This is a genomic window from Burkholderia sp. Ac-20345 (assembly GCF_017104825.1).
Classification (GTDB): domain Bacteria; phylum Pseudomonadota; class Gammaproteobacteria; order Burkholderiales; family Burkholderiaceae; genus Burkholderia; species Burkholderia lata_B.
The window spans coordinates 1-13823 of record NZ_JAAGPO010000238.1; the positions used below are offsets into that span (position 1 = coordinate 1).

10 protein-coding genes and 2 tRNA genes are annotated in these 13823 nt (G+C 64.8%); 8 read left to right on the plus strand and 4 right to left on the minus strand.

All coding sequences use genetic code 11. The features are described 5' to 3' along the window. Positions 1-747, minus strand: a 747-nt coding sequence (locus G3O06_RS41950) for a glycerate kinase (protein WP_205819586.1), incomplete at its 3' end; no start/stop codon positions are given. A gap of 390 nt (positions 748-1137) precedes the next feature. On the opposite strand from G3O06_RS41950, the gene tig reads away from it, so the two are divergent. The 7 genes from tig to G3O06_RS41985 all read left to right on the plus strand — a co-directional run bounded on the left by tig (position 1138) and on the right by G3O06_RS41985 (position 10163). After that, positions 1138-2484 carry a trigger factor gene (tig, locus tag G3O06_RS41955; protein WP_205819587.1) on the plus strand — a complete coding sequence of 449 codons (1347 nt, stop codon included), beginning with the start codon at positions 1138-1140 and terminating at the stop codon, positions 2482-2484. Between the two features lie 140 nt (positions 2485-2624). Next, positions 2625-3278 carry an ATP-dependent Clp endopeptidase proteolytic subunit ClpP gene (clpP, locus tag G3O06_RS41960; protein ID WP_010092137.1) on the plus strand — a complete coding sequence of 218 codons (654 nt, stop codon included), beginning with the start codon at positions 2625-2627 and terminating at the stop codon, positions 3276-3278. A gap of 164 nt (positions 3279-3442) precedes the next feature. Next, on the plus strand, positions 3443-4714 hold the full coding sequence (clpX, locus tag G3O06_RS41965; RefSeq protein ID WP_006489345.1) for an ATP-dependent Clp protease ATP-binding subunit ClpX: 1272 nt from the start codon (positions 3443-3445) through the stop codon (positions 4712-4714). A gap of 197 nt (positions 4715-4911) precedes the next feature. Beyond that, positions 4912-7335 carry an endopeptidase La gene (lon, locus tag G3O06_RS41970; protein WP_174914667.1) on the plus strand — a complete coding sequence of 808 codons (2424 nt, stop codon included), beginning with the start codon at positions 4912-4914 and terminating at the stop codon, positions 7333-7335. 204 nt (positions 7336-7539) lie between these two features. Next, a tRNA-Val gene (locus G3O06_RS41975) sits at positions 7540-7615 on the plus strand. Between the two features lie 23 nt (positions 7616-7638). Continuing rightward, positions 7639-7715 (plus strand) — tRNA-Asp (locus G3O06_RS41980). A gap of 513 nt (positions 7716-8228) precedes the next feature. After that, positions 8229-10163, plus strand: coding sequence for a SurA N-terminal domain-containing protein (locus tag G3O06_RS41985; RefSeq protein ID WP_205819588.1), 1935 nt, complete (start codon positions 8229-8231; stop codon positions 10161-10163). 70 nt (positions 10164-10233) lie between these two features. Here the strand turns inward: G3O06_RS41985 and G3O06_RS41990 are convergent, their stop codons facing one another. Beyond that, positions 10234-10908, minus strand: a complete 675-nt coding sequence (locus G3O06_RS41990; protein ID WP_175005233.1) for an arylesterase — start codon at positions 10906-10908, stop codon at positions 10234-10236. Here G3O06_RS41990 and G3O06_RS41995 point away from each other — a divergent pair. Continuing rightward, positions 10907-11620: an ABC transporter ATP-binding protein gene (locus G3O06_RS41995; RefSeq protein WP_174914674.1), complete on the plus strand. Its 714-nt coding sequence runs from the start codon at positions 10907-10909 to the stop codon at positions 11618-11620. The two genes, G3O06_RS41990 and G3O06_RS41995, sit on opposite strands and share 2 nt — an antisense overlap. 68 nt (positions 11621-11688) lie before the next feature. Here the strand turns inward: G3O06_RS41995 and pgi are convergent, their stop codons facing one another. Then, on the minus strand, positions 11689-13311 hold the full coding sequence (gene pgi / locus G3O06_RS42000; protein WP_205819589.1) for a glucose-6-phosphate isomerase: 1623 nt from the start codon (positions 13309-13311) through the stop codon (positions 11689-11691). A 111-nt stretch (positions 13312-13422) separates the two neighbouring features. Beyond that, positions 13423-13823 (minus strand): NAD(P)H-hydrate dehydratase (locus G3O06_RS42005; RefSeq protein WP_205819590.1); only part of this gene is annotated, 401 nt, incomplete at its 5' end.

Consider the following 13823-nt stretch of genomic DNA (forward strand, 5'->3'; position numbering starts at 1 on the left):
TAGGTCGCGGCTGCGGCGGTCGAGCGCGGTTTCGAGCAGGTCGGCGAAGCGGGCAAGGGCAGCGTCGAGGGTCGCGACCTGCTCGGGCGTCACGCCCTTTTGCGGGCCGAACACGGCGGTCGCGCCGTGCGCGCCCGTCAGCGGGTTGTCGACGTCGGACATGCCGATGAATTCGGTTTCCTTCAGGCGCGGGTCGAGCCCCGACGCGTCGATGCGCGCGATGTCGGCGAGTCGCGACGGCACCGGTTCGACCGGCTGGCCGCCCGCGTCGAAGCACTGCAGGCCGAGGCCCGCGAGGAGCCCGGCGCCCGCATCGTTGGTGCTGCTGCCGCCGAGCGCGACGAAGAAGCGGCGTACGCCCTCGTCGAGCAGCGTGCGGATCGCCTCGCCCATCCCGCGGGTGCTGCGCGCGTCGACCGGCACGCTCATGCCGACCGGATCCGTAATGCCGACGATCTCGGCCGTCTCGACGATCGCGGTGCGCGCGTCGATCACGCCGACCGCCGCGTCGCGTGCCGCGAGCGATGCGCCAGCCACCCGCAACGTACGCCGCGTGCCGCCGCCTGCCAGCATCGCGTCGAGCGTGCCTTCGCCGCCGTCGGCCATCGGGCAGCAACGCACGACGGCGTCGGGCCGGGCGCGGCGGATGCCGGTGGCGATCGCATCCGCGACCTGCTCGGCGGAAAGCGAGCCTTTGAACGAATCGGGCGCGATGACGACGACAGGCGCGGACGGGTGTTGCGGCATGGTGTCTCCGGAAGGCGTGATTTGGTGTGAAGAATGCTTGGGGGCGCGACGACGGCGCATCCTCAATCGGAGCTTACAGGATGGCGGGCCCGTGGTGGATACGGCGTGCGGCATAGCGGCGATCCGCGCGCATTGCCGTGCAAAGGGCTGTCGAGGCGGCGAAGACGCACGCGCGTCGCGCCGATCTGGCGGTGTAAGGAAAATTGTTTGCTAGAATAGTCGATTCTTCCGGCCAAAGCCGTGCTCCGAGCCGCTTGCGCTAGCCATCCGGCGCGTGCAGGGATGGCGTGGCGCTCCGGCGCGGCGAGTGGATGTGACGCACATCACGCCGCAGGCAGGCACGGCAAGGAAAACCCGATTCGCTCGAATAATTTTAGGACGATTGAAGCCATGGCTAACGTTGTTGAGAACCTCGGCAAGCTTGAACGCCGCGTGACGATTTCCCTGCCGAAAGACACCGTGCAGAAGGAAATCGACACCCGTATCCAGAAACTCGCGAAGACCGTGCGCATGCCGGGTTTCCGCCCGGGCAAGGTGCCGGTGAAGATGGTCGCGCAACAGTACGCGGGCCAGGTCGAAGCGGAAGTGCTGAGCGACAAGATCGGCCAGGAATTCTTCACGATCAGCCGCGCGGAAAACCTGCGCGTCGCCGGCCAGCCGAGCTTCGAGCCGAAGCAGGAGCAGGCTGAAGATGCGTACGCGTTCGACGCGACGTTCGAGGTCTACCCGGAAGTGAAGATCGGCGATCTGGCGACGGCTGAAGTCGAGCGCTCGACGACGTCGATCGGCGACGCTGAAATCGACCGCACGCTGGACATCCTGCGCAAGCAGCGCGTGCACTTCCACGCACGTGGCGAAGCCGGCGAGCACGGCGACGGCGGCGCGGATACCGAAGCCAAGGACGGCGACCGCGTGACGGTCGACTTCGTCGGCAAGATCGACGACGTCGCGTTCCAGGGCGGCACGGCTGAAGATTTCCCGTTCGTGCTCGGCGAAGGCCGCATGCTGCCGGAATTCGAAACGGCAGCGCTGGGCCTGAAGGCCGGCGAATCGCGCACGTTCGACCTGGCATTCCCGGAGGACTACCACGGCAAGGACGTCGCGGGTAAGACGGCACAATTCACGGTCACGATGAAGAAAATCGAGTGGCCGCACCTGCCGGAAATCGACGGCGAATTCGCGAAGTCGCTCGGCATCGAAGACGGCGATCTCACGAAGATGCGCGGCGAGATCAAGGAAAACCTCGAGCGTGAAGCGAAGCGTCGCACGCAGTCGATCGTCAAGAACCAGGTGATGGACGCGCTGCTGAAGATTTCCGAACTCGACGTGCCGAAGGCGCTGATCGAGCAGGATCAGCAACGCCTCGTCGAAATGGCTCGCCAGGATCTGGCGCAGCGCGGCGTGCCGAACGCGAAGGACGCACCGATCCCGGCCGAGATGTTCACCGAGCAGGCAGAACGCCGCGTGAAGCTGGGCCTCGTGCTGGCCGAGCTCGTGAAGTCGAACGGCCTCGAAGCGAAGCCGGAACAGATCCGCGCGGAAGTCGACGAGTTCGCCAAGAGCTACGAAGACCCGAAGGAAGTGGTCCGCTGGTATTATTCGAACCAGCAGCGCCTCGCCGAGATGGAAGCGTTCGTCGTTGAAAGCAACGTCGTCGATTTCGTGCTGGGCAAGGCGAAGGTGACGGACAAGGAAGTGAGCTTCGAAGCACTCGCGAGCGCATCGGCGCAAGCGTAAGTGTTGCTCTAGCGGCGTGCCGGCTGTCGGAGCGACGGCCCGCACGCCGTTTTTACGTCAAGCGCACGGTTGCCATTAATATGGCGATTGAGCGGGCGGCTTCCTTCCGTTCAATTTTCCATTCGAACAAGGTTCATTGAATGATCACTCGCGCTGAATTGCTGGACATGCTTGCTTCGAACGCGCCGCAGGGTTTCGAGGCGCAAGCGCTGGGGCTGGTGCCGATCGTCGTCGAAACGAGCGGCCGCGGCGAGCGTTCGTACGATATCTACTCGCGTCTCCTGAAGGAGCGCCTGGTGTTCATGGTCGGCGAAGTGAACGACCAGACCGCCAACCTCGTGGTCGCGCAGCTGCTGTTCCTCGAGAGCGAGAATCCCGACAAGGACATCAGCCTGTACATCAACAGCCCGGGCGGGTCGGTGTCGGCCGGCATGGCGATCTATGACACGATGCAGTTCATCAAGCCGGACGTGTCGACGCTGTGCATGGGCCTCGCGGCCAGCATGGGCGCGTTCCTGCTCGCGTCGGGTGCGAAGGGCAAGCGCTTCGCGCTGCCGAACTCGCGCGTGATGATTCACCAGCCGCTCGGCGGCGCACGCGGCCAGGCATCCGACATCGAGATCCAGGCACGCGAAATCCTCTACCTGAAGGAGCGGCTGAACCAGTTGCTCGCGCAGCACACGGGCCAGGACGTCGAGCGCATCGCGCGCGACACCGACCGTGATAACTTCATGTCGAGCGAGGATGCGAAGGCGTACGGGCTGATCGATCAGGTGCTGCTGAAGCGCCCGTGAGCTTAAGTGGGGTGCCGCCCCGATTCGTGCGGCGCCCCTGAGACGTCCCGAACGCCCTGAGCATCTGCGGCAAGCGCATCCAGCCAGCTCCGGTCGCGCCCTAGGCGCGGCGCTCGGAGCATTCGGCGTATCATGTCATTTACCTGTCCGGAGGCTCTACATTCATGGCGGACAAAAAAGGTTCGAACAGCGAGAAGCTGTTGTATTGCTCGTTTTGCGGAAAGAGCCAGCATGAGGTGAAAAAACTCATTGCGGGCCCGTCGGTGTTCATCTGCGATGAATGCATCGACCTCTGCAACGAAATCATTCGCGACGAGGCGGCTGCCGCCGGCGTCGAGGCCAGCCTGTCCCGGTCGGATCTGCCGAGCCCGCAGGAAATTCGCGACATCCTCGATCAGTACGTGATCGGCCAGGAGCGCGCGAAGAAAATCCTCGCGGTGGCCGTGTACAACCACTACAAGCGCCTGAAGCATCTCGACAAGAAGGACGACGTCGAGCTGTCGAAGAGCAACATCCTGCTGATCGGCCCGACGGGCTCCGGCAAGACGCTGCTCGCGCAGACGCTCGCGCGGTTGCTCAACGTGCCGTTCGTGATCGCCGATGCGACGACGCTGACCGAAGCCGGCTACGTCGGCGAGGACGTCGAGAACATCATCCAGAAGCTGTTGCAGAACTGCAACTACGAGGTCGACAAGGCCCAGCGCGGGATCGTCTACATCGACGAAATCGACAAGATCAGCCGCAAGTCGGACAACCCGTCGATCACGCGCGACGTGTCGGGCGAGGGCGTCCAGCAGGCACTGCTGAAGCTCGTCGAGGGCACGATGGCGTCGGTGCCGCCGCAGGGCGGCCGCAAGCACCCGAACCAGGATTTCATCCAGGTCGACACGACCAACATCCTGTTCATCTGCGGCGGTGCATTCGACGGCCTCGAAAAGGTGATTACCGACCGTACCGAGAAAACCGGTATCGGTTTCGGTGCGACGGTCAAGAGCAAGCAGGAACGCGACGCGGGCGAAGTGCTGCGCGAAACGGAGCCGGAAGACCTGATCAAATTCGGTCTGATCCCCGAATTGATCGGCCGCCTGCCGGTGGTCGCGACGCTCGGCAAGCTCGATGAAGCCGCGCTGATGAAGATCCTGGTCGAGCCGAAGAACGCGCTCGTCAAGCAGTATCACAAGCTGTTCGCGATGGAGCGCGTCGAGCTGGAGATCCGGCCGGGCGCACTGCAGGCAGTCGCCCGCAAGGCGATCCGCCGCAAGACCGGCGCGCGCGGTTTGCGTTCGATCATCGAACAGGCGTTGCTCGATGTGATGTACGAGCTGCCGACGATGAAAGGGGTCAGCAAAGTCATCATCGACGAGAACGTCATCGATGGCGACGGCAAGCCTTTGCTGATCTACGAGGACACGCCGAAGGTGGCGGGTTCGAACTGACCGGCTTGCCGACGATGTTCTGCGAAAAAGGCCGTTCATGAGACCGTGGGCGGCTTTTTTTCGTTTATCTTGTGGGTAACTCTGACTCGAAACGCGGTGGTTACTTTCTTACCGAATATTTCCCGCACTTGAAGGCTTGCAATTCGTTGTGGCGGCCTCAATTACCGAACAATTGATTCCACTCATGGGGAAATGAAATGTCAGGCACCCAACTTCTCCCGCCGGAACGCATCACGCTCCCGCTGCTGCCGCTGCGGGACGTCGTCGTTTTCCCGCACATGGTAATTCCGCTCTTCGTGGGCCGGCCGAAATCGATCAAGGCCCTCGAAGCAGCGATGGAAGGCGGCAAGCACATCATGCTCGTCGCCCAGAAAACCGCGGCCAAGGACGAGCCGACCGAAAAGGACATGTACGAGGTCGGTTGTATCGCCAACATCCTGCAGATGCTGAAGCTGCCGGACGGCACCGTGAAGGTGCTCGTCGAGGGCCTGCAGCGCGCGAAGGCGTTGTCGATCGAAGAGCAGGAAACGCAATTCTCCTGCGAAGTGTTGCCGCTTGAGCCCGATCACGCCGACAGCGCTGAAACGGAAGCGCTGCGCCGCGCGATCGTGTCGCAGTTCGACCAGTACGTGAAGCTGAACAAGAAGATCCCGCCGGAGATCCTCACGTCGCTGTCGGGCATCGACGAAGCAGGCCGCCTCGCAGACATGATCGCCGAGCGCCTGCCGCTGAAACTCGACCAGAAGCAGCACATCCTCGAGATGTTCCCGGTCATCGAGCGCCTCGAGCACCTGCTCGCGCAGCTCGAAGCCGAGATCGACATCCTGCAGGTCGAAAAGCGCATCCGCGGGCGCGTGAAGCGCCAGATGGAAAAGAGCCAGCGCGAGTACTACCTGAACGAACAGGTCAAGGCGATCCAGAAGGAACTGGGCGAAGGCGAAGAGGGTGCCGATCTCGAGGAACTCGAGAAGCGCATCAACGCCGCGCGCATGCCGAAGGAAGCGAAGAAGAAGGCCGACGCCGAGCTGAAGAAGCTGAAGCTGATGTCGCCGATGTCGGCGGAAGCGACCGTCGTGCGCAACTACATCGACACGCTGATCGGCCTGCCGTGGCGCAAGAAGAGCAAGGTCAACAACGACCTGTCGAACGCCGAGCAGGTGCTCGACGAAGATCACTTCGGCCTCGAGAAGGTGAAGGAACGCATCCTCGAGTATCTCGCGGTGCAACAGCGCGTCGACAAGGTCAAGGCACCGATCCTGTGCCTCGTCGGGCCCCCGGGCGTCGGCAAGACCTCGCTCGGCCAGTCGATCGCCCGTGCGACGAACCGCAAGTTCGTCCGGATGGCGCTCGGCGGCGTGCGTGACGAGGCCGAGATTCGCGGCCACCGCCGTACGTACATCGGTTCGATGCCGGGCAAGATCCTGCAGAGCCTCACGAAGGTCGGCGTGCGCAATCCGCTCTTCCTGCTCGACGAAGTCGACAAGATGGGCATGGATTTCCGCGGCGATCCGTCGTCGGCGCTGCTCGAAGTGCTCGATCCGGAACAGAACCACACGTTCGCCGACCACTACATCGAAGTCGACTTCGACCTGTCGGACGTGATGTTCGTCGCGACGTCGAACTCGCTGAACATCCCGCCGCCGCTGCTCGACCGGATGGAAGTGATCCGTCTGTCGGGTTACACGGAAGACGAGAAGGTCAGCATCGCCCAGCGTTACCTGCTGCCGAAGCAGAAGAAGAACAACGGGCTGAAGGAAGGCGAGATCGAGGTCACCGAGCAGGCGATCCGCGACATCATCCGCTACTACACGCGCGAAGCCGGTGTGCGTTCGCTCGAGCGGGAAGTGTCGAAGATCTGCCGCAAGGTCGTGAAGATGCTGCTGCTGAAGAAGGCATCGGGCGCGATCAAGGTCGACGGCGAAAACCTCGACACGTTCCTCGGCGTGCGCAAGTACGACTTTGGCCTCGCGGCGAAGGAAAACCAGGTCGGTCAGGTGACGGGCCTCGCGTGGACGGAAGTCGGTGGCGATCTGCTGACGATCGAAGCCGCGGTGATGCCGGGCAAGGGCAACGTGATCCGTACGGGTTCGCTCGGCGACGTGATGAAGGAGTCGGTCGAGGCGGCACGTTCGGTCGTGCGCTCGCGTTCGCGTCGTCTCGGTATCAAGGACGAAGCGTTCGAGAAGCAGGACATCCACATTCACGTGCCGGAAGGCGCGACGCCGAAGGACGGTCCGTCCGCCGGCGGTGCGATGACGACCGCGCTGGTATCGGTGCTGACGGGTATCCCGGTGCGTGCCGATGTCGCGATGACGGGCGAAATCACGCTGCGTGGTGAAGTCCTGCCGATTGGCGGCCTGAAGGAGAAGCTGCTCGCAGCGCATCGCGGCGGCATCAAGCTCGTGCTGATCCCGGAAGAGAACGTGAAGGATCTCGCCGAGATTCCGGACAACGTGAAGAACGCGATAGAGATCGTGCCGGTCCGCTGGATCGACAAGGTGCTGGAACTCGCGCTCGAGCGTTCGCCGACCCCGCTGCCGCCGGAAGAAGAGGCGAAGGCGGCGGCGCCGGTCGCTGATGCAACGAAGGATGCCGGCTCGACGGAATTCGTCAAGCACTGAGCATCGGGGCACCGTCCTTCCTGACGGTTGTTCACGAAACCCGCGGCGTTGCCGCGGGTTTTTTTATGCGTAGCCGAATCGTGTGCGCGAACGTTTAAAAAATTCGCGTCAGGGCTTTGCAAAATGATCGGGGATGAATTAAACTTGCGGGCTCGCTGGTTGTTGATGCCGAAACGCAGATCGCAGCCAGAACGAATCGGAAACGGGTGCTTAGCTCAGCTGGTAGAGCGGCGCCCTTACAAGGCGTAGGTCGGGGGTTCGAACCCCTCAGCACCCACCAGTTTCACGATTCAGCCAGACCAAGGAGCGGTAGTTCAGTCGGTTAGAATACCGGCCTGTCACGCCGGGGGTCGCGGGTTCGAGTCCCGTCCGCTCCGCCAGAAAATGAAGAAGCCCGCCTTGTGCGGGCTTTTTCATTTGTATTGTCCGGTGCGCCCGCTTGCGGGCGCGTGACTGCGGAGTGGAGGAAGCTGCCTGCGCAGCTTCCGGCGGGACTCGAAGGGTTGCGCGTGCACGCGCAACCGCGGCCTGCAGGATGTAGGCGAGTCCCGTCCGCTCCGCCAGAAAATGAAGAAGCCCGCCTTGTGCGGGCTTTTTCATTTGTGTTTCCGGTTGCGCCCGCTGGCGGGGGCGAGTCTGCGGAGTGGGGGAAGCTGCCTGCGCAGCTTCCGGCGGCACGCGAAGGGCTGCGTGTGCAAGTGCAGCCGCGGCCTGCAGGATGTAGGCGAGTCTCGTTCGCTCCGCCAAACAAACGAAAGTGCCCGCCCTGTGCGGGCATTTTCGTTTTGCGCACGCGGTTGCCTTGTCACACTCACCAGCAACACGTCTGCTTTTCTCCCGTCCCACCCCGTATGTTGTAATATCGGTCGTTTTGTCCAATTTTCCCGTCACGCATGCTCGATTTCTTCCGTAATCACCAGCGCCTGATGATGGCGCTCCTGCTCCTGATCGTGTTGCCGGGGCTGGGTTTCGTCGGGATCCAAGGCTTCCGCGGCTTCTTCGACGATAGCGCGAACGTCGCGGCAATCAACGGGCACAAGATCACGCGGGTCGAATTCGACGGCGCGTTCCGCCAGCAGATCGACCAGGCGCGTCAGGCGCTCGGCGGGCAGTTCGACATCAAGATGTTCGATACGCCCGAGCACCGCAAGCAGGTGCTCGACGGCCTGATCCAGCAACGCGTGCTGGCAGACGAAACCCAGCGTCTGCACCTGACCGCATCTGACAACGCCGTGCGCGACGCGCTGATGAGCGACCCGATGATCGCGTCGCTGAAGAAGCCCGACGGTACGATCGACGTCGAGCGCTATGCACAGCTACTGTCGTTCCAGGGGATGACGCCCGAGCAGTACCAGGAGCGCGTGCGCTACAGCCTGTCGCTGCAGCAGATTCCGGCCAGCATCGTGTCGAGCGCGTTCACGCCGAAGAGCCTCGCGCAACGCCTGTCCGAACTCGCCGCGCAGCAGCGCGAAGTGCAGGCGCTCGTGCTGAAGACGGGCGACTTCGCCGCGAAGATCCAGCCGACCGACGCGCAGCTCGCCGCGTACTACGACGCGCACAAGCAGAGCTTCGCGACGCCGGAGACCGCGACGATCCAGTACCTCGTCTATTCGCCGGCCGCAGCGGCCGCGAGCGCGCAGCCGACCGATGCGGACATCAAGAAGTTCTACGACGACAACCCGACGCACTTCCGCACCGAAGCACAGGTGCGCGTGAGCCACATCTTCATCGCCGCGGCAGGCAGCGCAAGTGCGGCCGACAAGGCCGCAGCGAAGACGAAGGCCGAGCAGGTGCTGGCCGACGTGAAGGCGCATCCGGACCAGTTCGCGCAGGTCGCGCAGAAGGACTCGCAGGACGCACCGTCGGCCGCGAAGGGCGGCGACCTCGGCTTCATCACGCGCGGCTCGACGGCGGGCGGCAAGGCGTTCGACGATGCCGCATTCGCGCTCAAGCAGGGCGACGTGAGTGGTGTCGTGCAGTCGGATCTGGGCTTCCACATCCTGAAGGCGACCGAAGTGAAGCCGGCGGCCGTGAAGCCGTTCGCGGAAGTGAAGGACCAGATCGCGGTCGACCTGAAGCAGCAGTTCGCATCGAAGGCGTTCACGGACAACGCGGAAGGCTTCACGTCGACCGTGTACGAAAAGGCAAAGACGCTGCAGCCGGCCGCGGACAAGTACAAGCTGACGATCCAGACGGCCACCGTCACGCCGACGCCGAATCCGCAACTGCCGCCGACGAGCCCGCTGAACAATCCGAAGTTCCTGGCTGCCGTGTTCGCGAACGACTCGGTGAAGAACCAGAACAACACGCAGGCGATCGACATCGGCAACAACACGCTGATCTCGGCGCGCGTGACCGACTACAAGCCGGCTGCCGTGCCCGCGCTCGACGCGATCAAGGACGTCGTGCGCCAGAAGGTCGTCGCCGAGCAGGCCGCGGAACTCGCGAAGAAGGACGGCGCGGCGAAGCTCGCCGAGCTGCAGAAGTCGAAGTCGGCTGACGGGTTCTCGGCTGCGCAGAAGGTGTCACGCACGCAATCGCAAGGCCTGACGCCGGCTGCGCTGAGCGCCGTCTACAAGGTCGACGCGAAGACGCTGCCGGCCTACGTCGGTGTCGATCTCGGCGCGGACGGCTATGCGATCTACCGCGTGAATGCGGTGATCCCGGGTTCGGCGGTCGATCCGCAGCAACTGGCGGCCGCGCAGCAGCAGATGGCGCAGGTCGACGCACAGAGCGAAGGCGAGGCGTACCTCACCGCGCTGCGCGATCGCTCGAAGGTGAAGCTGTACGGCACGACGGCCAGCCAGTCGCAGGACGGCAGCAACTGATCGTCGTTTCGCACGCAACAAAAAGCCCCGCTTCATGCGGGGCTTTTTGTTTTGGGGCGAGGCTGCGCCGTCAGCCGCGCGGCTTGCCGAGCAGCGGTTTCAGCGCCGGCCAGACGTTGTCGAGCAGAACGCCCTGCGCCTGCTGCGCAGGATGCATCTGGTCCGCCTGGAACATCTCGGGCTTGTTCTCGATGCCGGCCAGCAGGAACGGCACGAGCGGCACGCCGAGATCCTTCGACAGGCGCGTATAGACGGCGTGGAACTTCTGCGTGTAATCGGGGCCGTAATTGGGCGGCACATACATGCCGACCAGCACGACCTTCGCCCGCGCCTGCCGTGCGCCGGCGATGATGTCGCGCAGGTTCTGCTCGGTCGTTGCGAGCGGCACGCCGCGCAGCGCATCGTTCGAACCGAGCTCGACGACGACGATCGACGGCTTGAGCCGCTGCAGCACCGCGGGCAGCCGCGCGCGGCCGCCGCTCGTGGTGTCGCCGCTGACGCTGGCGTTCGCGACGCTATAATCGATTCGCTCGGTCGTGAGCCGTTGCCGCAGCAATGCCACCCAGCCGGTGTCGCGCGGCAGCCCGTATTCGGCCGACAGGCTGTCGCCGAGCACGACGATCACGGGCTGGCCCGATGTCGCGGCCGGCGTCGTTGCGGCGCGTGCCGGCACGGTGGCGGCCAGCAGGGTGCCCAGCAGCGCGGCGAGCGCCGCGCGTCTTTTCCAGCGAAATGTCGTGTCCATGTTCAAGATTACCGATCCGATCATCGAAGTCCATGACGTGTGCAAGCGGGTCGCCGACGCAACGGGCGAGCTGACGATCCTCGACGGCATCACGCTCGCCGTGCAGCCGGGCAGCAGCCTCGCGATCGTCGGCGCGTCGGGGTCGGGTAAATCGACACTGCTCGGCCTGCTTGCGGGGTTGGACAGCGCGACGAGCGGCACGGTTCGCCTGCTCGGTCGCGCACTCGACCAGCTCGACGAGGATGCACGCGCGGCGCTGCGCAATGGCGCGGTCGGGTTCGTGTTCCAGTCGTTCCAGTTGATGCCGCACCTGACGGCGCTCGAGAACGTGATGCTGCCGCTCGAGCTGCAGGGTGGCATCAGCGCACGCGACGCAGCCGATCGTGCGCGGGCGCTGCTCGTGCAGGTCGGTCTCGGCGAACGCACGGCGCATTATCCGAAGCTGTTGTCGGGGGGCGAGCAGCAGCGTGTCGCGCTTGCGCGCGCATTCGTCACGCGCCCGGCGATCCTGTTTGCCGACGAGCCGACCGGCAGCCTCGATGCGGCCACGGGTCATGCGGTCATCGACCTGATGTTCGAACTGAACCGCACGCACGGCGCCACGCTCGTGCTCGTCACGCATGATGTCGAACTCGCACGCCGCTGCGCGACGACGGTGACGATCGACGCCGGGCGCATCGTCGAGCCGCACGCGGCGCAGCGCAACGGCTGAATTTCTTTGCCGGCCGCGCAGCGTGCGCCGAGCGGCCGGCTTCGGCATGACGCCGTTGCGTCAGCGCTTCAACGCTTCAGCGCCGCGCGGGCGCGCTCGATCAGCGCGGTGGTCGACGAGTCGTGCTTCGCCGGATCGACCGACTCGGCCGACAGGTCGGCTTCCACCACCTTGCCGAGAATCTTGCCGAGCTCGACACCCCACTGGTCGAACGGATTGATGTCCCACACCGTTGCCTGCACGAGCACCTTGTGTTCGTACAGCGCGATCAGCGCGCCGAGCGTGCGCGGCGTCAGCGCATCGACGAGCAGCGTCGTCGTCGGGCGGTTGCCCGGGAACGTCAGGTGCGGCGCGAGCGCTTCCTTGCCTGGCCCCGCGACCTTGCGCGCTTCGTCGAGCGTGCGGCCGAGCATCAGTGCCTCGCTCTGCGCGAAGCAGTTCGCGAGCAGCTTCGGATGATGGCTCGCGAGCGGATGCTCGGGCGTCAGCACCGCGATGAAGTCGATCGGCACGATCGTCGGCCCCTGGTGCAGCATCTGGAAGAACGCATGCTGGCCGTTGGTGCCCGGCTCGCCCCACGTGACGGCGGAAGTCGGGTAATCGACGAAGGTGCCGTCCAGGCGCGCGGATTTGCCGTTGCTCTCCATTTCGAGCTGCTGCAGGTACGACGGCAGGTAATGCAGCGCTTCCGAATACGGCGCGACGAGATAGCTCTGCGAGCCGAAGAAATTCCGGTACCAGATACCGATCAGGCCGAGCAGCACGGGCAGGTTGCGCTCGAGCGGCGCTTCGCGGAAATGACGGTCCATGTCGTTCGCGCCGGCCAGCAGCTCGTCGAACTGCTCGGGGCCGATCGCGATCATGATCGACAGGCCGACTGCCGACCACAGCGAATAGCGGCCGCCGACCCAGTCCCACATTTCGAACACGTTTTCCGCGGCGATGCCGAATTTCACGACTTCGGCCGGGTTCGCCGATACGCCGACGAAGTGCTTCGCAAGCGCGCCCTCGGGGCAGCCGCGCGCGACGAACCAGTCGCGCAGCGAGCGTGCGTTCGTCATCGTCTCGAGCGTCGTGAAGGTCTTCGACACGATGATCGCGAGCGTTTCCTCCGGGTCGACCTGCTCGAGCACGCGCGCGAGATCGGCGCCGTCGACGTTCGACACGAAGTGCGTGGAGATTTCAGGCATCGCGACGTGGTGCAGCGCATGCACGACCATCTTCGGCCCGAGATCGGAGCCGCCGATGCCGATGTTGATCACGTGACGGATGCGCTTGCCGGTGTAGCCCGTCCACGTGCCGCTGCGCACGGCACGCGCGAAGGTCGCCATCTTCGCGCGCTCGGCGCTGACCTGTGCATGGAACGGCGCGTGCGGATCGGTCGCGCGCAGTGCCGTGTGCAGCGCGGCACGGCCTTCGGTCGGGTTGACGATCTCGCCCGCGAACATCGCGTCGCGGCGTGCTTCGACACCCGCGTCGCGCGCGAGCTGCACGAGCAGGCGCAGCGTGTCGTCGTTGATGCGGTTCTTCGAGAAATCGGCCGCGAGGCCGCCGCCCGGAATCGTGAAGCGTTCGGCACGGGTCGGCGCGCGGTCGTTTTCCGGCGCGAACCAGTCGCGCAGCCGCGCGTGGCGGATCTGTTCGAAGTGGGATTGAAGGGCAGTCCAGGCGGGGAGCGAATTCAGCGTCATGGCGGTTCGAGTGAAGCGTGAATCGGGAGGAATGCCGCGCCGGCTCATCGTGATCGGAAGGCCGGCGGACGAGAGGGCCCGCCGTGCGGCGGGGCAGTCAGTATAGCGGCGTTATGTGTCGGCGCGCGGCGACGCGTAAAAAAGGCGATTGATCAGCGTGCGCACCGTCGGCGCGAGTTCGCCGGCCGTGAGTCCGGCCGGGCCCGTGCCCTGCGCGGTCAGCGTGTCGGCCGCGAGGCCGTGCAGGTAGACGCCCGCGAGCGCCGCCTCGTACAGTGCGACACACTGCGCGAGCAACGCGCCGATCAGGCCGCCGAGCACGTCGCCAGTGCCGCCGGTGGCGAGCGCCGCATTGCCGGTCGGATTGATCGTCACACGGCCGTCGGGCGCCGCAATCACCGTGCCCGAGCCTTTCAGCACGACGATGGCCGAGTAGCGCGCGGCGAGCGCCTGCGCGGCCGCGATGCGGTCGCGCTGGACCGTCGCCGTGTCGCTGCCGAGTAGCCGCGCGG

Coding starts and splice junctions, on each gene's coding strand:
- G3O06_RS41995 (WP_174914674.1), top strand. CDS start 10,907: ATGTTCAAGATTACCGATCCGATCATCGAAGTCCATGACGTGTGCAAG.
- G3O06_RS41990 (WP_175005233.1), bottom strand. CDS start 10,908: ATGGACACGACATTTCGCTGGAAAAGACGCGCGGCGCTCGCCGCGCTG.
- clpX (WP_006489345.1), top strand. CDS start 3,443: ATGGCGGACAAAAAAGGTTCGAACAGCGAGAAGCTGTTGTATTGCTCG.
- pgi (WP_205819589.1), bottom strand. CDS start 13,311: ATGACGCTGAATTCGCTCCCCGCCTGGACTGCCCTTCAATCCCACTTC.
- lon (WP_174914667.1), top strand. CDS start 4,912: ATGTCAGGCACCCAACTTCTCCCGCCGGAACGCATCACGCTCCCGCTG.
- clpP (WP_010092137.1), top strand. CDS start 2,625: ATGATCACTCGCGCTGAATTGCTGGACATGCTTGCTTCGAACGCGCCG.
- G3O06_RS41985 (WP_205819588.1), top strand. CDS start 8,229: ATGCTCGATTTCTTCCGTAATCACCAGCGCCTGATGATGGCGCTCCTG.
- tig (WP_205819587.1), top strand. CDS start 1,138: ATGGCTAACGTTGTTGAGAACCTCGGCAAGCTTGAACGCCGCGTGACG.